Below are 16118 nucleotides of genomic sequence, written 5' to 3'. Positions count from 1 at the left end.
TCCGTTGTCTCGGCTCCGACTACCCGCAAAACCCAAATGGTTCACAGGCTCTACGATGTGCGGCTACTTTTCCACCTCAAACGTCAGCCCCGCGTGATCAACCAATCGCTTGATCAGTTTGTGCTGCATCGCCGCGCCCGGCGTCCAGAAGCCGGCTGGCACGTCAGGCGTATCGCGCAACAGGCAGATCGCGCATTCCGAGATCATCTTCGAGGTCGATCCATAGCCGGGATCGCGATCGCCTCTTACCACCGCACGGGCTTGGCGGCCATCGGGGCCAATTGCAACGAACAGCAGATCGTAAAGACCGTTCTCGCGTTCTTCCTTCGACGGCCCCCCACCCGGCTTCGGTCCGCCGGAGTTCATTTTCTCCGCCGTGTTGGCGGTAGCGATGCGTTTGGCAAGAGATTCACCCTGCTCGCCCGAGCCTGTCAGCATCATCTCGTCATAGACGAAATCCTTGCCGTAGGGAAAGCCGAGGAGAAAATTGGAGCGGTGAACGTTGCGGGTGTTGATGTTTGCCATAACGAACGGTGCGGTCCAGGAATTGAGTTCCTGATCGAACACCGGCCGATTTCCGGGTGGCTGCTTCGGTCCCTCGAAGCCGGGCGTCAGCGCGAATGGGTTCCTCAACAGCGCCACGAGGCTGTGATCATTCGCAGCCGCCGAAAACAGCGCCCGCATGCTTGCGGCGGTGCCGCCGGAAAACGTGCCGCGCATCTCGCGCACCCGGCCTTTGACGCGATTAGCCGGTGCGCCGAATAGCTTTTTGGCTTCCTCCTGCGCACAGAACACGCCGAGTTCGAACGGCAGTGAGTCATATCCGCAGGAGAACATGATCCTTGCGCCGGTTGATTTGGCAGCCGCTTCGTGCGCGTCGATCATCCGGCGCATCCAGATCGGCTCGCCACAGAGATCGAAATAATCCGTGCCCGATGAGACGCAAGCGGCAAGCAGTTCGGAGCCGTAAAGCAAGTAAGGTCCGACGGTCGAAATCACCGACTTAGTTTGCGCGACCATGTCTTTCACCGACGCAGGATCAGCCGCATCGGCCACGATCAGCGGCGTATCGGTAGCCGCGCCGATCGCGTCACGGACGGAAGCGAGCTTGTCCTTGCTGCGGCCAGCCATCGCCCATTTCAGGCTCGCGTCATTCTTGTAATGTTCGGCGAGATATTCGGCGACGAGCTGGCCGGTGAAGCCGGTGGCTCCATAGACGACGATGTCGAATTTCGACGAAGACATAGCTGGGGTTTCCTACAGAAACGAATTTGGCCCCTTTTGTCATTGCGAGCGAAGCGAAGCAATCCAGAAATCGGATCATGATGGAAGGCTAGATTGCCTCTGCCTTCGCTCTTCGAGCTACGGCGGACAAATCGTCGGCTCGCTCCTCGCAATGACGGCTGGGCTATTTCTTCGGATAGGACACGCCCATCCCGGCGCGAACGTCGGCCTGGATCCCATAGGGCGCGATCGGATAGCGCAGGCCGTTCTTCGCGAGCTGCTTCATGCCCACGATGGCCTTGGCAAGATGCTCCGGCTTGAGCGCGATCAGCATCTCCTCATCAGGCACGCCGCCGTAACGCCGTTCCGCAAAGCACGGTAGCGACAGGCTCGGCTCGCCGGTCTTCAGCGCCCTGCCCCAGGAATCTGCGCAGGCGGTCTCGCCGACCACGCCCCATTCGAACTTCTTATAGCCGGTATATTGCAGGCCGTTGATCAGAATGATCATCTGACCGGGCGTGGCGTAGACCAGACAAATATCCGGCGGATTGAGCCGGCCGCTGGTGAGCGGGCTCACTGCCATTGCTTCATACTGGCCGAAGGGCACAACGTCGAGCGCTTCCTGACGCTTGCGTGCGTCTTCGGCGGTGCCATGCCAGACGCCGACGTAGTTTTCCCCCGCGAGCCACTTCTCATCCTGCGGCGCAAGCCCGATCACCGCACGGCATTGCGCGCCGACCAGATCGTCGCCGGTGATGCCGACGGTCCAGCCGAGCCGCGAAGCCATGCTGACGATCTGGTCGGTGGTATGTACCGCCGAGGGACGCCGGATTTTTGGAATTGCCGTCATCTCCTCGACGCTGGCAAACATCTTGATGCCGATCACAGTCGTCTTCAACCGTAGCAGGCTGTTCAGGTCGGCCACCATGCCGGCCAAATCGAACGCTTCCGTCGTCTGCTGTTGCATGGCATCAACTCCCAAATCGGCGCGCTTAGCCGGCGCCGGTTCTTCGATTGTAGCCCGGCTGGCTGCCCGCTGCTACTTTGCCGGACCCGGCAACAACTCGTCGATCTTGCCGGTGGCGCGGTAAGCGATCAGGCCCACCCACTCGCGCACTGCCACGTCGGTCCGTCCCAGTCCATCGATCGCGACATTGGTGAAGTCAAATACATCGTCACGTCCGCCGACCCGCCAGTCGACGGGATAAGGTTCGACCGCAAATCCCGCCTTCCGGAACAGGCCGATCGATCGCGGCATATGGAAGGCCGAGGTTACCAACAGCCAACGCTCACCTTGCTTGGGCGCAAGCAAAGCTTTGGAGAATTCCGCGTTCTCCTGCGTGTTGCGGGAACCCCGTTCCATGATCAGCCGCGACTTGTCGATGCCGAGGCTTTCGAAGATGGCGCCAGCGAAATCGGCTTCCCTGGCGTCGTTCGAAATCAGTCTCGCGCTGCCGCCTGAGAAAACAATGCGAGCCTTCGGGTAGCGGTGTGCCAGCGCCGCAGCCGTGATCAGGCGGTCGGGCGAACTGCGCACCACCGGCGTGCCGTGGGCCGTGGAGAGATCGGCTTCGATCGACGCGCCGAGCACGATGATGCCATCAGGCGCGCCGCGCGCCGCGTCCCATGGCGGAAAACGCTGCTCCAGCGGATAGAGCAGCAGGTTCCCGAGCGGCGACAGTCCGCAGATGACGAGCAGCAGAACGGCTGCGATCACCAGTTTGCGGCCGAGCGATGCAAAGCGGGTGAACATCAGGATGGCGCCGACGAAGCCTACGCCGATCAGCAGATTCGTCGGCAATAGCAGAAAGCCGAGCGTCTTGGAGAGGACAAAAAACAAGGGAAGCCTCTGATAATGTCTGGTACAGCGTCATACGACGCCATTGCAGCAACCAAAAGCCTCCGCATGCCCCATCATCACCTGCATTCCAGCCCCGAAACCTGCCATTGGGGCTTCTTCGAAGCCAAATTGAAGCCTGTCCTGACCATCGCCAGCGGTGACGAAGTCACCATCGATACCGTGACCGGCGGCCCGGACGTAGTGCCTGATCGCAGCAAGTTTCACGTACCTCCCGAGCTTGCCGAGATACATGCGCGAAGCGAGCGGATGCTGCCGGGCCATATTCTCACCGGCCCAATCGCCGTGGAAGGGGCCGAGCCCGGCGACGTGCTGGAGGTCGAGATTCTCGACGTCCAGCTCCGGCAGGATTGGGGCTACAATCTGATCCGTCCGCTGGCGGGGACGCTACCCGACGATTTTCACGAAACGCGGATCCTGAACATTCCGCTCGACCGCGAGCGGATGGTGGGACGGATGCCGTGGGGGCTCGATCTGCCGCTTAAGCCGTTTTTCGGTGTGATGGGCGTGGCGCCGCCGCCCGCCTGGGGCCGCATCACCTCGCTGATCCCGCGCGCGATGGGCGGCAATCTCGACAACAAGGAGCTGGGCGCCGGCGCGAAGCTGTATCTGCCGGTGTTCGTGCCGGGCGCGCTGTTCTCCTGCGGCGATGGCCACGGCGTGCAGGGCGATGGCGAAGTCTGCGTCACCGCGATCGAGACCGCGCTGCAGGGCCGCTTCCGTCTGACGCTGCGCAAGGACCTGCAGCTCGCCTATCCCCGCGCGGAAACGCCCGACCATTATATGACAATGGCGATGGACCCCGATCTCGATCAATGCGTGGTGCGGGCGCTGCGCGACATGATCGTGCTGCTCGGCGAGAAGCGCAATCTGTCGCGCGAGGACGCCTATACGCTCTGCAGCCTCGCCGCCGATCTGCGCGTGACGCAGACCGTGAACGGCTCCAAGGGCATTCACTGCATGATCGCGAAGGCGGTCGTGCACGGCTGATCGGACGACCTGCGCCTCTTCAAAATGGAGAGCGCAGCTTCAGCCGCGCGTAGAACAATACGCTGGTCTTTCCGACCAACGCGGTCCCCTGCACTTGCGCGCCATCGGCGGCGTACGACCCGCTGAAGCCGCAAGTGACTTCTCGCCCGCCGAACAGCGGCAGCGCGCCAACCGATTTCGTGTGCTCGTTGGTGATCAGTTCGCCGCGCCACTTGCCGCGATCTGCGGTGTAAGAGCCCGTGTAATAGAAGTACGAGTCACCGCCGGCGATCTTGCCGTCGCGCAGCACAATCACGCCGTGCGCGCGGCCATGGCCGCCGTCCGTCATCTCGATATGAATGGTGTAGAGACCGTTCGTTACCGTCATTGCGCCCTTGCCGCCGTCCCAGGGCATCATCGGCATTCCCTGCAGCGCGAAGCAATGGGGAAATGGCCCACACGGCTGGATCGTTTCGCCGCGCCTGCAACCGCCGTTAAGACTGCCGTGCGCTGCGCGTCACGGGCGCTTTGGTTGATCCACAAACCCGGCTTCGACTTTTAATAGTTTTTTCAAATGGATAGGGAGCTATCCACAAGTCATTTGACTCATGTGTGTAAAACTAAATAGAGTCGAAATAGTAACTTTTCAGTACAGCGTTTAAAAGTTAGCGTTCCCCATGGCTACAGAAAAAGCCGAAACCGACCGCGTTCCCGTGACCTTGGCGCTCTCGACCATCGCTTACATGGAAAGATTGGTGAGACAGGGCACCCACGGCACAAGTGTTCCCGGCGTTGCGAGGACCCTGATCGAGGAAGGCATTCGGCTCGCCATCAAGGATGGGCTGCTTGCAATCCGCGACAACGGCAAGACGTCCTGACGGGAGCAACGCGGCGGTTTTCACAGAATGTGGAACCGAGAAAATGCTTACGAATGTACCGACCTGGACCACCGATCGCGTCGAACTCCTGAAAAGCCATTTTGAAGCCGGCCTCACCTGCCGCGAGATCGCGGCCAGCATCGGCGTCAGCCGTAACGCCGTGATCGGCAAACTCTCGCGCCTGCAACTGACGCGCGGCCCCGCCCCCGCCGAACCGCGTCCGACCAAGGCCGCCAGGGAGCGCTCCAGGAAATCCATTCCCCGGTTGCAATATCAAATACTGCAGGCCGTTTACGAAAACGCGCAGCCGCTGCTAGAAGAGCCAATCGCCAGCAACCAGCGCTGTTCGCTGCTCGAACTCAGCAACGAAAGATGCCGCTGGCCGATCAGCACGCCAGGCGCAGAGGACTTCTGCTTTTGCGGCAATACGCCGGTTGAAGGCATGCCCTATTGCTCGGGCCACACCCGCCTCGCCTACCGCCCGGGTTCGCGTCAGCGGGTCTCGCGCGCGTGAGCGGCGTTTGCCCTGACGATGCGTCCAGAATGCAGAGCGTCGGTTCTGATTCCATCAGAACCGATCGTCCGCTACCCGAGCCGCCAGCCGACCTCTTCCGTAAAGCTCTTGTAGAACTCCGGCGTGTAGGCCTTCTCCGGGGCCTGCCGCACCCGCTCGTCGAGCTTGTGAGCATCGTCGCCAACGAGAATCCGCCAGCGCTCGGCCTTGACGCCGTCGAGGATGATTTTTGCCGCAGCCGCCGCCGTGGTCGGCGCCTCCTCACGGAAAGTGCGGGCGCGGTCGAGTGCGATCTTCTGGATGTCGTCATCCGACATCGGCGCCGTGTCGATCCCCATGCCCTTCAGGCGCTGCCGCGTCGCCAAAATTTCATTCGGGCTGAGGTCATCGGATTCCGATCCGCTCTGGATCTTGCGCGAATTGGAAACGATCGAAGTGCCGATATGTCCGGGCATCACGACAGAGCATTTGATGTGCGGGGCATTGAGCCGCAGGTCCGTCATCAACGCTTCGGTAAAGCCTTTCACCGCAAACTTGGCGGCGCTGTAGGCTGTGTGCGAGGCCCCCAGGCCCACGGATGCCCAGAACCCGTTGACACTCGATGTGTTGATAATGTGGGCCTCGTCGGCCTTGATCATAAGCGGCAGAAAAGTGCGGACGCCGAGATAGACGCCGCCCCAGCAGATGTTGAAGGTGCGCTCCCACTGTTCGCGCGTGTTGGTGAACAGGCTGCCACCGCCGCCGATGCCGGCATTGTTGAACAACAGATGGATCTTGTCGGTCGCCTGCTGCTCGATCAGTTCGTCACGAAAGCGCTGGAGATGGGCCTCGATCGAAACGTCGACGACGTGGGTGGTGACGCGGAGGCCCTGCGGCAGCCTCTCCGCCTCACACAACCGCTTGGTCTCGGCCATCGCTTCCGGCGAGACGTCGCACATCGCGACATTGCAGCCTTCGGCCACGAGCTGGCGCGCGAGCTCGCGGCCCATACCCGTCCCGCCCCCGGTGATGACGGCAAACTTTCCGGCAAAATCCTTCATTGAGACGCTTACCTCGGTTTTTCAATTTTTGAGTTGGAGCCCTCATGAGATGGAGCCCGTGCGGAACGACAGTAACAGGTGGGAGCTGCCGGTAAAGCCGTCCGCGAGGCGGCGGCTCGATTGTCTTACAGGTCGTTTTCGCGCAGCGGAATTACTCTGCTGCCTCGCGCGAGCCGCCGAGCGCGCCCAATCCCTCCAGCCCCCTCCGGATCGCGGCCTGCTGCGCGGGCGTTGCCTCCGGCATCGGCGCGCGGGAGAATGTCGTCGGCAGCCCCTGCAGGGACTGCGCATAGCGCGTGCATGCCGGCAGATCGTCCGAGACGATCGCGTTCCACAGCGTCAGCAGTTTCTTGTGCAGCTCGAGCGCGCGAGTGTGGTTGCCTGCCTTGACCACATTCCAGAGTTCGACGGAAGCATGCGGCGCGGCGCTCAGGATCGCCGCGATCGAACCATGCGCGCCGAGCGTATAGGACGGATACATCAGCGCATCGACTGCGCTGTAGATCAATTTGTCCGGCGCCATCATCATGAGGTCGGCAAACAGTTTCAGATCACCCGCGCTCTGCTTGACGCCGACGACGAGCGGCACCTCGTTCATGATCCGCGTCAGCAGCGCTGGCGACAGATAGGACCAGGGCACGACGTTGTAGATGATGATCGGCATACCGGTTTGGTCGGCCATGCGGCGGAAATGGTCGACCATCGCCTGCTCGTCCGGCTTGAACAAATAATGCACCGGCGTCACCTGCAGCGCTGCAACATCCATGTCGCGCACCAGCTTGCCGCGCCGGATCGCATCACGGGTGGAATCGACGATGATGCCGGCGATCACGGGCGCGCGCCCTTTCGCGGCCTCCACCGTCGCCGCTAGCAGATCACGATACTCCTCGTGATCGAGCGTATGGCCCTCCCCGGTCGAACCGCCCGCCGCCATGCCGTGGCTGCCGGCCGCGATCAGCCAGTCGACCTGGGGAGCAACGAGCTTGAAATCGATCTCGCCGTCCTTTCGGAACGGCGTCGTCATCGGCGGTATCACGCCGGTGGGGCGCATTTTCATGGCCTGCCCTCGCTGTTTCCATCCGGTACGTGCGGGCGTATCCCCCGCTTTCGCAAACCAAGCCTACCGAAGGTCGGAGCGGCGATCCAGTTGCGGAATCGACACGGCAGAGTAGCGGAAACGCCGCGTCTGCATTTGCGTGTGGTCTCGACCCGCGGGGACCACATGCCGCGTTCCCGGCGGTCGGCCAGCTGAGGCAAGCCTATCGAATGTCGAAGCAGCGTTTCCAACGTCAGCGCTGACGGTCAGATCGGCGATAATGCATTGCGAGCCGATGCAGGGCGCACTTCACACATTTCGAGCTGATCGTCTCGGGTCAGCGCTTGCAGATGTCGCGGGTTGCTTGCTCGCCGCGCATGACCTGCATTATTGCGGCCGGAGCAAAACTGCCGAAATCCCGCCCACAAGCGTACCGTAACGACGGTGGTTCTTGAGCATGAGCAATAAGCGATCGCTGACATTCTCGATGTCGCGTGCGTCGCTGGCTGATATCGCCGGCTTGCCCGCGGAAGCGCTGGTCTGCTTCGCGTAGGCAAAGAACTTTGTGGTGGCTTCTACTGCCGCTGCGCGGTTATCAGGATCGCAGAGTTCGCGATCATCCAGCGCGTAAATGCAGCTCGCCAATTGTCCCCATGTGTTGGCCAGATTGAGTGTCTGATTTTCGGACCAGCGGTCTGACTTGCCAAGCATAGAGGAAACGTTTGCCTGCATACTGCCGGCCTTCAGGACGAAGTACGCCGCGCTCGGCTCCATCTTGTTGGCGTCCGGACCGAGGTCCATCACTTTGAAGATACAGCTTCGCACCACCGGCGCGGTTTCCGGCCGCCCGATACGACTGGTGTCGGCGAACAACGAAACACTGGGCCCGACCGAGACGAAACTTGACATCGCACTCGTTACTTTCGGGGCCCAGATCCACCCGCCGACCACGAGGAAACCTCCGATGAAGGCCAGTATGAGGGTGAGAACCTGACGGATCAATTTTTCAAGCTCCCGCTGCTAGGCCCCTGGGGCAGTTGTCGGTCGCGCCCTTGTAGCGATCGAGCATCGGCTTTATTGGCGCCGGGACGGTCCAGCCGAAATCCGCGGTGATCAGGCGGCCATTGCTGGCGTCCTGCATCAAGGCCGCGCTGATCGCGCGATTGCGTGGACTGTCCCAGAGATCTCTGACGGTCGACATTTCGGATTCGCCATATCGCTTGGCGGTATTCATCATCTCATCGAATTTCGCAAAATAGCGACCGATGTAATCGACGATGTAGGCGCGATTGTCCCGCTCGCAGATCGCGTTCGGGTGCGTCACGAGATAGCAGTTCAGCGCCGCCGTTATCTCTTTCGCGCTGGTGAGGTCGCGCCAGTCGACGCGATGGTCCTTGGTCGAAAGCTTCGGGAGCTGCCCGTCCCCTTCGAGATGTTCAAGCGCCGGGTAACACGCCTCGCGTATCTTGGCCGCTTTCCACTCGCCCATGCGTTCGCCGCCCGGCAGGTAATCCCCGGAATGGCCCAGGACAAAGAAGTTGATCAGGTTCACACCCAGAAATATGCCGCCTAGAACAAAGGCAGCACGCATCAAGAAATTCATGACCTCACGCACCTGCAGAGGTTGCAATAGGCTCTATATAGCGGCGTGCGGATGTGTCGGGAAGGTTGGCATCAGTTCGATCTGCCGGTTGGGTTAAGCCGGACTTACTACCTGGAATGTGCCGGCCTTCCAGGCCGCCGTGTGTCTCCTGCCAGTTGAGGGGGGCGCGGCACGTCGGGCATCTTCCTGGGCCCAGGACAGCGTAGGTATCGGGCTTGGTTGGATCATGAAGCTGCGAGGAATTATTTCGCAGCCCGCGCCGCTTGAACCTCGAGCCTGCGGCAGCGACGTACATACGAGAGGCAGTAATAAAATAAAGCGGGAGGCCGCCGTGACCCAGTGGCGCGATTCCATGGTCGATCGACCGGAAACGGATGGTGCGACCTATTTGACGGGCTGGACAGTCAGCGGAATAGCTGTGCTAGGCGCTATCGTTACGGTCTGGGTTCTCGGAATTTAGCAGCGATCGAGATCGCTGTCCGTGAAAATGAATGGTCGGAGCGAAAGGATTTGAACCTTCGACCCCTAGTCTCCCAGGCGCGGGCCTGTCATTGATTTTGCTTGCCGTTTTTGGCAACTGCTAGATTTTACCCCTATTGAACCTTCACGCCTTTTCATTTCGGTTGGCAACCATTTTTCGCGGTTCCATTGGCCGCAACTTACGGTTACCTATTTGGCATGGGGGCACTAGAGCAAGCGGCCGATCCGGACGCGCGACGATACGAAATTCAGCGCGAAGCAGCGCGGCACTTTGCCGAACTCAAAGCGGCCGAATTGGTTAAATATCGCTTGATGCCTCCCGAGGCCGCGATATGTAGTCTAAGAGCCATTGACGACGCGGCGATTGCCGCGGCGGCGAGCTGGGAGTTCCAATGGAGACGGATCATGGGTCAAACTCGGCCCTTTTTCCGGCGATTCGAGGCCGCTCTTTGGTGTAACGGGAACCTTTATGGGCTGGTGGTCGGGCGAGCTTCCCGCGGGCCGGACAATGTTACCGTTCACTATTTAGAAAGGGCGGCGAACGACAATCCGTTTGCCGGCTTCTTCGCCCAAATTGCCGTTGACGCCGCGGACAACTATGCGAAACTTATTGGACGTCAAAGGGTTAAGCTGAAGAACCCGGTCGCGGGCGTAATACCTACGTATCAGGCAATGAACTTTTCAATTGCGGAAACGATCAAAGGCAATATCTATTACGCTAGACAGGTGATGTGATGGCACTGGCCTACGAGTACATTGAGACGGAACAGGAGCGTGAAGAGGCCCTTCGGGTCCGCGCGCGCGAAGTTCTGCGCTCTCATCGTGGCGTGTTGTTCTCCCTGACGCCCGATCAACACAGGGCCATTGCACAGATGGACCCCGGGCCCGCCGCATCAATCGGACGCAAGCCCGAATAACAACCTCCGATGATTCGCGATTCCGTTTGGCGTGCCCTATCTTTCGGGCATGCCAACGGGGTTTGTGTATGGGTAGCTCGCCGTCGATCGAATGACCACCGTTCGCATCATCCCCCACGAAGAGAGTTTCGAGGTTTTGTACCCGGACGGCCCGAGCGTCTATTTCTACTTTGACGACAACCCCGGCCGCCGGGCCATAACCAACCGCATGAGCCGGGAGCGCGCCGAGGCCACCGCAAAGCGATTAGCGAGGGCCGAGCGCGGCACCGTTTGGACATACAGCCGCGGTGACGACGTGGAAGTGTTCGCGACCGACGACGCGGCGCGCGCCTGGTTCGAGCAGAATGACCCCGAGGGGGTGGCGTTCGAGCGGCCTATTCGCGAGTGAAGCGCAAACAGCTCGAGATCCCGCCAGCGGCCGCGCGCCAGGTCATGGAATGCTTGCGGGCCTACCAGGCCGATCGGAGCGAACTCAAGCGAGATGCCATCGCGGCGGCCGCCCGGCACATATTGCTGGAACACATGCCGAAGGGGACCAAGCTTCGGCTTTCCGAAGTGCGGGAGCTCTTCGAGCGAATGAGAAAGCCCGCCGATCGGGCATGACCGGCGGGCCCTTGGAGGTTACGCGGTACGAACTCAGAGGATCCCGGCGGCGAGCTTCGATTGCAGCAAATAGCCTTCCAGCAGCCAAATCTGTTTGCGCGCGTTCTCGCGCGAGATTTTGCGGCCGATTTCTTCGTTGAAGTTTTCCTTGCTGACCACGGAAGCCTCGCCGCGGACGGAAAACCCGTTGCGCAGTATCAGCTCGCAAACCAGGCATTTGCCGCTTGGCAGCGGGGTGAAGGTTTCGGAAACGATCACAGCGTCAATATCATCAGGCGTCAGCCGCGGAGCGTTGAGGCCCTTGGCCTGAATTTCCTTTTCGATTGTGATTTCGTTGCTCAAGTTTTTTCCTCTCAGGGATTACCGGGAGCCGCCCGGCGCGGAAATGGTGGGCGCCGGCACCGCGGCGCTGACCTTGAAGCCGGCCCAGAACGCCCAGCCGGCGCCGCTCACGATCAGGCCGAGCACGCCGGCAATGACGACGTTGCGAGCGTGGCGCGCCGCGTAGTGAAGATTTCGCAGGAAGGCGAACTGACCTTGAACCGAAATCGGGTTGGAAATGTCCATTCCGAGCGTCAGAAACGTTTCCGAAACGGCCTCTTTCGCGGCCATCTTCGCGAGCTTTTCCATGTCGGCGGAATTCATCACTTTGCCCCGTAGCCCACGCGAACAGCCTCATACCAGGCCGGGACTTGCTCGAGCCTCGATCGGGTTTCGATCGCGTCGGAGACGGTAAGCCGCAACATGGCGCGCGTGTCCTTGCCCTTGCAGCCGGCCACGCCGTACCAGGGGAAACGGCATTGCGTGTCGAGCTGCGGCACCGGTCGCGGCCTGGTAAGCCTATCGGGCGCCGGCGGGAGCTGGCGCGAGACTTCGCGAGGCACCACCGGCGGAGAATGGGCGCAGCCCGCCAGGGCGGCCGCCGCGAGCGTCGCCGGGATCAAACGGACAAGCAGAACTCGCCTCGAGCGCCGAAATATATTCTGCATCTGACTTGCTCCGGGCATCTGCCCCCCTTTCGATCGCAGCCGACCGCAACGCATCATCAGCACGCGCTTTGCGTGAATTTTCTAAGTCCGCCTCTCGAGCCGCTAAGGTTGCCCGCAGATTTTTTGCCTCTTCGCGCTCATCGGCGACGCGGAAGCCGACCAGGAAGCAAATCAGCAGCGCGACCATGACCGCGACCAGGCGCGCGGCCGGCACATAGGATCCGATCCCGGGCAGATATTTCAGCAGCGGAAACCAGCCGACGACACCAGCAACGAGCAGGAGAAGCCCGTTCAAGCCGAGCGCAGGAAACGACGTCGCCACGTCCCAAAAGAAATCGCCCATCATTTCACGGCCTCACATTTGAAGATCCAGCACCGCACGCGCGCGAGCAGCGAGCGCCACCAAGAGATTTTCGGAGCTTCGACCACAGGAGCGGCCGGCGCCGCCGGCGGAGCCACCGCAGGCGGCGGCAGAGGCGCGGGCGCGGCAACGACAACCGGCGCCGGCTCACGAGCCGCGGCGAGGCACTTTTTGCGCTCATCGGCGCGCCGATTAATTAGCCCGCGCTGCACTACCAGCGGCGTTCCGGGACCGTCAGGGCGAGAGGAAATGCGCCAGCCGGTATATTCCCCATCCGCGTTTTTCGTCAGGATCGCCCGGCAACCGCCTTCGATATCGCCGGCGTTCCACTTCTTGACCATCGGCGAAGAGCAAATAGCGCCGGCGCCGGCATTCCACGACATCGACAGCGCCATTGCCCGAACGCCGTCCGGCAATTCGACCGTGATACACTTGCCAATGCCGGCGTCGTAATCTTCGACCAGGCGCTTTGCGAGCCGATCGGACCAATACTTTTCGCTGTGCGTTTCGCCGAGCTTTACGCCAACGGTTTCGCCATAACCGCCAGTCGGAAGGCCGCCGGCGAGCTTGTCCGGAACGACGGTCGGAGCGTAGCCCTCATATTGCTTGATCGCAGGCACGGCGAGCGCTAGGGCGCCCGCGCTCGCAACCGTGATGACGGTTTTTCGCGCGGTCATACGTCAGCTTTCGGAACTTGCTTAACGAGCCGCAGGAAGCCAATCAGGCCATAGCCCGCCGCGTTGAGCGTGAGGAAAAACCAGGGATTGAACACGTCCGAGAAGGCCGACAGGCCGAGAACGCCGCCGGTCAAAATGAACATGAATAGGCTGGCCCGGACGGTCCAAAGCCGGTGCAGCTCAGTCCGCCAATCGTCGATTAGCCGCATAGATCGCCCCATGAAAAAGCCGCCCGACAATGGGGCGGCGCGGTTAGCGATTTATCTGAGGTTGCGGCGACGGAATTGCCGGCGTAGGTTCCTCACCATGAAGCGCGCACTTCCCTGGATCGTCGCCGCCGTTGCCCTTGTGGCGTTCGGGGCCTCGTATTCAGAGCTGCAACGGGTTCGAGCCCGGTTCGGCGAAGTCACCAGCCACAAATTCCACGATCACGCGGAAGTGCGCGAATTCATGATCCGCGCCGCCATCGCCGAGACGCCGCGCCCCATCGTCATAATCGGCGATAGCATTACCGAAATGGCCCCTCTGCCGAGACAGATTTGCGGCCACGCTGTTGTCAATGCTGGCGTTGGCGGGATGACGATCCAGGAGGCGAAGCGCCTTGCAGGTCGCGTCATGGACGAGGGCGGCGCATTTATAGTCGCGCTTGCGGTCGGAGCGAATGACGCCGGTTCACAGACCGCGCGCCAAGACTTCTCCGAGCTTATCGAGGCCGTTAAGCCGCTGTCTGCAAAGCCGCTCGTTGCTATTTCGGCGGCCGCCGACCAGCAGACAAACCGGCAGATCGGCGCGGCCGCGACAGCGAGCGGCGTCCTATTCGTGGATCCGCACTTGCCGCCAGGCTCGAAAATGACGGACGGAATTCATTACACCGCCGCCGCCTATGGCGCATGGGTTCCGGCGCTAGAGACCGCAATCGCTAGAGTATGCGGATAATGTAATTGCAGACGATCGTCGGCTGCACGAGCGCAACGGCAGCTTGCGCGCCGTTCGTATAGGCAACAGTGACTGTATTATTGCCGCTCGATGTGATTTGCCCGATTGTAACCTCGGTAGGGCCAGGGCGACCCGGACCGTAGACGCCGGCGCTGGGTCCAGTATGAGTGAGGTAGTTGCCCTGCGTACAGTTGGAAGGGATGCCGCTCTGGGATGAGGTAACAGAAATTGAGTTGTTGCCGCTCGACGTCAAAGAGGGAATTTGGTTCGCGGCGAGGCTTCGCTTTTCGTCACCACCTACGGCGCCCATTAGCGTCGAATTGCCGCCGAAACCACTTGCCGTCAGGCGGGTCGCCGCCGCCTCTTTCATCGCGGAAACGCGGCCGGTTTTGTCCGGGAGATTAAACGTCGTGGTCCCGTCCCCAGCCCCGTAGGTCGTTCCCATGATCGCAAACAGCGACGCATAGGTAGTCCGCGAAATCGCCTGCCCGACCGGGAATGCAAACGAGGAATTCGGAACGGCCGCGCCCCAAAAATCCATTCCACCGGCCAACGGCACGTTGTAGGCATTGCCGTAGAAGCCCGGCAGGTAAAACACCTGATCCGAATTGTTGTACAGCGCCAGATAGGGCGTGCCCTGAACCAGCGTTCCCGCCTGCAACTCGACGCCGGGTGCCGAGCGCAGGGGCTTTGCGCCGAGACCATCAACATTGAGCGTGCAGGTACCGGTATTCGTCGCGTGCGGCGTGAACGCTACAATCTGCGCGTTAAGGTGGGTCAGGTTGTCGAACACCTGATTTGACGCAACGCTGTAGGCAGCACCGGTTCCGGTTGCGACGATCGCGCCCGAAATGTCATTTCCCCATTCGCGAAGCCGGGCCATCGCGCCACGAACGCCATCGTTGACCGCGCTTGGGGCCATGCCTTCCGGGAAGGGACAAGTTGGGTCCGCCGTCCCGTTGCTTGCTGCAGTCTGGCTCCAAAGGTAGAATGGCATTAACTTTTTCCCTTATGAGGTCTTGATGTCAGAAATTGAGAGCGAGATTGAACGGCTCAATGGGGAGCTTTTTGCTTACAGGGCGATGCTCTTCTATTTCCTGCAGCGATTTGCGCCACATGGGCCCACTATCGTCAGGCAGGCTTTTGACGACGCTGCAAATCACGCCGAAGATGCGACTATTCGTTTCGGTAAGAAGGCCAGCCCGCTTCATCTCGCCAAAGCCTTGGAGATCATTGAGGACTTCCGCTCTCAGATCGTTCCGGAACAGGGCAAGTCAGGACCATTCCCGCCTACCCCCTGAAAGAAAACGGCGCGGTTTTCAGTCCGAAGAGATTAGGGCGAGGCCGCAAAAGGTTTGTGAGTTGCGGCGTTGCGGCGAGCGCGGCCAGGCTCATAGCGGGAGCGCCGCCACCCGAGCCGCCGATTTGGAAAGCCGGCGCCTTCGCCTCCGGCGCGGCCGCGACTGCCGCGGGATCCACAGCCGCCGGCGCCGGCGCTGGCACCGCGGCCGCTCGAGGCCCGGCCATTGACATAGGCGCCGCGGTGCCACCCATTTTGCGATCCGCCCAGGCGGCGACGTCGCGAGCGGTCATATTCGCGAGAAACGGGTTTGCCTTGACGGCCGCAGCACCCATGATCGCGGCGGCCGGCGTCGCCGGGTCCGCATTCAGTAACCCAACCGCGCCTTTCGGCCCGGCGAAATGGGCCAGGTAGGACGTTCCGGCAGTGACAGGAAGCCCGGCGCCCTTTAGAATGCCCGCGTTGTCCGCCGCATAGGCGTCCGTCATCGCTTTGGAGAGGTCCGCGTTGCTTCTGAGGGCTAAAAGCTCATCCCGCGACCCGGTAATGTCCGGCCGGTGCTTCGCCAGCATGGCAAGCCAAGTACCCTCAATGAATTGGCCGGCCCCTCTCGCGGTCGAATTCGGGTTCGCTGCGTTGGGATCGCCGCCGCTTTCCACAGAAATAATTTGATCGGTCACGCCCATATGCTTCGCCCTCAAATCCTCGCCTGCATCGTCCTATTCGCCGTCGC

Annotated in this window: 24 protein-coding genes; 9 read left to right on the top strand and 15 right to left on the bottom strand. The window is 61.2% G+C overall.

The genetic code is table 11. The annotated features are described in order from the left end of the window. Positions 1 to 63: 63 nt before the first annotated feature. From CQ13_RS26890 to CQ13_RS26880, 3 genes are all read right to left on the bottom strand, one after another. Positions 64 to 1245: a saccharopine dehydrogenase family protein gene (locus tag CQ13_RS26890; RefSeq protein WP_057845830.1), complete on the bottom strand. Its 1182-nt coding sequence runs from the start codon at positions 1243 to 1245 to the stop codon at positions 64 to 66. 163 nt (positions 1246 to 1408) lie between these two features. Continuing rightward, positions 1409 to 2191 (bottom strand): DUF169 domain-containing protein, encoded by a 783-nt coding sequence (locus CQ13_RS26885; protein ID WP_057845829.1) that lies wholly within the window; start codon positions 2189 to 2191, stop codon positions 1409 to 1411. A gap of 72 nt (positions 2192 to 2263) precedes the next feature. Continuing rightward, positions 2264 to 3064 (bottom strand): YdcF family protein, encoded by an 801-nt coding sequence (locus CQ13_RS26880; RefSeq protein WP_057845828.1) that lies wholly within the window; start codon positions 3062 to 3064, stop codon positions 2264 to 2266. A 66-nt stretch (positions 3065 to 3130) separates the two neighbouring features. Here CQ13_RS26880 and CQ13_RS26875 point away from each other — a divergent pair, with 66 nt between their 5' ends. Continuing rightward, a complete protein-coding gene (locus tag CQ13_RS26875; RefSeq protein ID WP_057845827.1) occupies positions 3131 to 4072 on the top strand; it encodes an acetamidase/formamidase family protein in 942 nt (313 codons plus the stop codon). 19 nt (positions 4073 to 4091) lie between these two features. Here CQ13_RS26875 and CQ13_RS26870 read toward each other — a convergent pair whose 3' ends face one another. Beyond that, positions 4092 to 4469: a GrlR family regulatory protein gene (locus CQ13_RS26870; RefSeq protein ID WP_245309326.1), complete on the bottom strand. Its 378-nt coding sequence runs from the start codon at positions 4467 to 4469 to the stop codon at positions 4092 to 4094. A 259-nt stretch (positions 4470 to 4728) separates the two neighbouring features. Here CQ13_RS26870 and CQ13_RS26865 point away from each other — a divergent pair, with 259 nt between their 5' ends. Then, positions 4729 to 4929 (top strand): hypothetical protein, encoded by a 201-nt coding sequence (locus CQ13_RS26865; protein WP_057845825.1) that lies wholly within the window; start codon positions 4729 to 4731, stop codon positions 4927 to 4929. Positions 4930 to 4972: 43 nt separating this feature from the next. Continuing rightward, positions 4973 to 5443 carry a GcrA family cell cycle regulator gene (locus CQ13_RS26860; protein ID WP_057845824.1) on the top strand — a complete coding sequence of 157 codons (471 nt, stop codon included), beginning with the start codon at positions 4973 to 4975 and terminating at the stop codon, positions 5441 to 5443. Positions 5444 to 5514: 71 nt separating this feature from the next. Here the strand turns inward: CQ13_RS26860 and CQ13_RS26855 are convergent, their stop codons facing one another. From CQ13_RS26855 to CQ13_RS26840, 4 genes are all read right to left on the bottom strand, one after another. Further along, positions 5515 to 6483: an SDR family oxidoreductase gene (locus CQ13_RS26855; RefSeq protein WP_057845823.1), complete on the bottom strand. Its 969-nt coding sequence runs from the start codon at positions 6481 to 6483 to the stop codon at positions 5515 to 5517. A 151-nt stretch (positions 6484 to 6634) separates the two neighbouring features. Next, the gene (locus CQ13_RS26850) at positions 6635 to 7540 is read right to left on the bottom strand and encodes a dihydrodipicolinate synthase family protein (RefSeq protein ID WP_057845822.1); all 906 of its coding nucleotides are present in this window, start codon (positions 7538 to 7540) and stop codon (positions 6635 to 6637) included. 366 nt (positions 7541 to 7906) lie between these two features. Further along, positions 7907 to 8521: a hypothetical protein gene (locus CQ13_RS26845; RefSeq protein ID WP_156433928.1), complete on the bottom strand. Its 615-nt coding sequence runs from the start codon at positions 8519 to 8521 to the stop codon at positions 7907 to 7909. A gap of 4 nt (positions 8522 to 8525) precedes the next feature. After that, a complete protein-coding gene (locus tag CQ13_RS26840; protein WP_057845820.1) occupies positions 8526 to 9122 on the bottom strand; it encodes a hypothetical protein in 597 nt (198 codons plus the stop codon). Between the two features lie 648 nt (positions 9123 to 9770). Between CQ13_RS26840 and CQ13_RS26835 the strand changes: the two genes are divergently transcribed. The 4 genes from CQ13_RS26835 to CQ13_RS26820 all read left to right on the top strand — a co-directional run bounded on the left by CQ13_RS26835 (position 9771) and on the right by CQ13_RS26820 (position 11122). Further along, positions 9771 to 10337 (top strand): hypothetical protein, encoded by a 567-nt coding sequence (locus tag CQ13_RS26835; RefSeq protein ID WP_156433927.1) that lies wholly within the window; start codon positions 9771 to 9773, stop codon positions 10335 to 10337. Further along, positions 10337 to 10519 (top strand): hypothetical protein, encoded by a 183-nt coding sequence (locus CQ13_RS26830; RefSeq protein WP_057845818.1) that lies wholly within the window; start codon positions 10337 to 10339, stop codon positions 10517 to 10519. The genes CQ13_RS26835 and CQ13_RS26830 overlap by 1 nt, the downstream gene beginning before the upstream one ends. Before the next feature lie 91 nt (positions 10520 to 10610). Next, positions 10611 to 10907, top strand: a complete 297-nt coding sequence (locus tag CQ13_RS45895) for a hypothetical protein (RefSeq protein WP_245309325.1) — start codon at positions 10611 to 10613, stop codon at positions 10905 to 10907. Then, positions 10904 to 11122: a hypothetical protein gene (locus CQ13_RS26820; protein ID WP_057845817.1), complete on the top strand. Its 219-nt coding sequence runs from the start codon at positions 10904 to 10906 to the stop codon at positions 11120 to 11122. The genes CQ13_RS45895 and CQ13_RS26820 overlap by 4 nt, the downstream gene beginning before the upstream one ends. 33 nt (positions 11123 to 11155) lie before the next feature. On the opposite strand, the gene CQ13_RS26815 is transcribed toward CQ13_RS26820, so the two are convergent. The 5 genes from CQ13_RS26815 to CQ13_RS26795 all read right to left on the bottom strand — a co-directional run bounded on the left by CQ13_RS26815 (position 11156) and on the right by CQ13_RS26795 (position 13358). Next, the gene (locus tag CQ13_RS26815) at positions 11156 to 11464 is read right to left on the bottom strand and encodes a Gp49 family protein (protein WP_057845816.1); all 309 of its coding nucleotides are present in this window, start codon (positions 11462 to 11464) and stop codon (positions 11156 to 11158) included. Positions 11465 to 11482: 18 nt separating this feature from the next. Further along, a complete protein-coding gene (locus CQ13_RS26810) occupies positions 11483 to 11767 on the bottom strand; it encodes a hypothetical protein (protein ID WP_057845815.1) in 285 nt (94 codons plus the stop codon). Then, positions 11767 to 12111: a hypothetical protein gene (locus CQ13_RS44615; protein ID WP_197427442.1), complete on the bottom strand. Its 345-nt coding sequence runs from the start codon at positions 12109 to 12111 to the stop codon at positions 11767 to 11769. The genes CQ13_RS26810 and CQ13_RS44615 overlap by 1 nt, the downstream gene beginning before the upstream one ends. 342 nt (positions 12112 to 12453) lie before the next feature. Continuing rightward, positions 12454 to 13149, bottom strand: a complete 696-nt coding sequence (locus tag CQ13_RS26800) for a lysozyme (RefSeq protein ID WP_057845813.1) — start codon at positions 13147 to 13149, stop codon at positions 12454 to 12456. Beyond that, positions 13146 to 13358, bottom strand: a complete 213-nt coding sequence (locus tag CQ13_RS26795; RefSeq protein WP_057845812.1) for a DUF7940 domain-containing protein — start codon at positions 13356 to 13358, stop codon at positions 13146 to 13148. The genes CQ13_RS26800 and CQ13_RS26795 overlap by 4 nt, the downstream gene beginning before the upstream one ends. A gap of 97 nt (positions 13359 to 13455) precedes the next feature. Between CQ13_RS26795 and CQ13_RS26790 the strand changes: the two genes are divergently transcribed. Continuing rightward, positions 13456 to 14085 carry an SGNH/GDSL hydrolase family protein gene (locus CQ13_RS26790; protein ID WP_057845811.1) on the top strand — a complete coding sequence of 210 codons (630 nt, stop codon included), beginning with the start codon at positions 13456 to 13458 and terminating at the stop codon, positions 14083 to 14085. Here CQ13_RS26790 and CQ13_RS26785 read toward each other — a convergent pair. Beyond that, complete coding sequence (locus tag CQ13_RS26785; protein ID WP_063800148.1) at positions 14069 to 15082, bottom strand: tail fiber protein; 1014 nt, start codon at positions 15080 to 15082, stop codon at positions 14069 to 14071. The genes CQ13_RS26790 and CQ13_RS26785 overlap by 17 nt on opposite strands. Positions 15083 to 15107: 25 nt before the next feature. Here CQ13_RS26785 and CQ13_RS26780 point away from each other — a divergent pair, with 25 nt between their 5' ends. Then, a complete protein-coding gene (locus CQ13_RS26780) occupies positions 15108 to 15386 on the top strand; it encodes a hypothetical protein (protein WP_057845809.1) in 279 nt (92 codons plus the stop codon). On the opposite strand, the gene CQ13_RS26775 is transcribed toward CQ13_RS26780, so the two are convergent. Next, positions 15376 to 16071 carry a lysozyme family protein gene (locus CQ13_RS26775; RefSeq protein ID WP_057845808.1) on the bottom strand — a complete coding sequence of 232 codons (696 nt, stop codon included), beginning with the start codon at positions 16069 to 16071 and terminating at the stop codon, positions 15376 to 15378. The two genes, CQ13_RS26780 and CQ13_RS26775, sit on opposite strands and share 11 nt — an antisense overlap. Between the last annotated feature and the right edge of the window lie 47 nt (positions 16072 to 16118).

Origin of the sequence: Bradyrhizobium retamae (assembly GCF_001440415.1) — a bacterium.
GTDB lineage: Bacteria > Pseudomonadota > Alphaproteobacteria > Rhizobiales > Xanthobacteraceae > Bradyrhizobium > Bradyrhizobium retamae.
This window is presented reverse-complemented; position numbering and strand designations above follow the sequence as displayed.